2 protein-coding genes are annotated in these 1059 nt (G+C 56.0%); one reads left to right on the top strand and one right to left on the bottom strand.

All coding sequences use genetic code 11. The features are described 5' to 3' along the window. Positions 1 to 86 precede the first annotated feature (86 nt). A complete protein-coding gene (locus tag JEQ47_RS20485) occupies positions 87 to 818 on the bottom strand; it encodes a class I SAM-dependent methyltransferase (RefSeq protein WP_198878271.1) in 732 nt (243 codons plus the stop codon). Between JEQ47_RS20485 and JEQ47_RS20515 the strand changes: the two genes are divergently transcribed. Beyond that, a partial coding sequence (locus tag JEQ47_RS20515) for a hypothetical protein (protein ID WP_210338075.1) occupies positions 817 to 1059 on the top strand: 243 nt, incomplete at its 3' end. The genes JEQ47_RS20485 and JEQ47_RS20515 overlap by 2 nt on opposite strands.

Below are 1059 nucleotides of genomic sequence, written 5' to 3'. Positions count from 1 at the left end.
GGTCATTTCGAACATCTCGGAGGTCACCCGAAAGCCGAAGCTGCAAAATGGCGGGCTGTTGCCTTGCAGCGACAGCCCACCGCCGGTTAGGTCCTGTGAGCCGCGATCAGGAGCATCATTGGGCGCTCAAGTTCTTCGACGAGCAATGGATTATCCCGTATTTGGTCTAATGTCGGCGCGAATTCCTCCACCCGATCGATTTGGAACCCGTTGCCAATGAGAGTGTTCAGTGTGGTCCCGATAGTCCTGTGGTATTTCAGAACACCATCGGCAAGCCAGTTGGTGCGACGCTCCCCCTCAATCGAATATCCACTGACCGGCCATGTCTTTTGGTCTGTGCCGTTGTCGATCCATTGAGGGCGTGGCGCGGCCATGAAGATCGGATGTTCGATTGTAAACACCAGGGCCCCATCCGGTACCAAGGCGCGATGAATCATTGCGACGAGGCGGTCGAAATCCTCGACATAATGAAAGGTCAGAGCGCTATAGACGAGCTCGAAGGAATGAGCAGGAAGTTCGAGCGTATCCAGGTCGGCAATCTGATAGCTGATGGCATCGTCATCTGTATCCGCTCGCGCGCGGCGGATCATGTTTTCTGAGAGGTCATATCCCGTTACCGAAGTGGCGCCGTTCTGGCGGATCCAACGGGATGCCCAGCCGAAGCCGCAGCCCAGATCGGCAATGCGGCGACCTTGCAGTGTCGGCAGCATAGCCTTGATAGCGTTCCATTCTGGAGCGCCATCCAACCCGTGAATTTGTCTCGGCAGCTGACTATAGCCAGCGAAGAATTTGGGATCGTCGTAGATATTTTGTGCCATGTTCAATTCCTTTGAAAGATTGGACGAGGCACGAGCCAAGCCGAAAAACCTCGTCCGGAAGGGCGAGGCCGGTATTGGCATGTCGCTTGATCAGGTCGCGCGCGCTACGCCCCGGCATCTCGCTAACAAGATGCCGGCCAAGCGGGAGACAATGTGGGTGTCCTTTTCGACCATTCAGCGACGATCAGCAAAAGCAGCGGCCAAGTCAAGCTTCAACTGGCATGCAGCCTTGGCGGCTCAA

It is taken from the genome of Devosia sediminis, assembly GCF_016411825.1.
GTDB classification, from domain to species: Bacteria; Pseudomonadota; Alphaproteobacteria; order Rhizobiales; family Devosiaceae; genus Devosia; species Devosia sediminis.
Note: the sequence above shows the minus strand (reverse complement) of the source record. Positions and strands in the feature narration are given on the sequence as shown.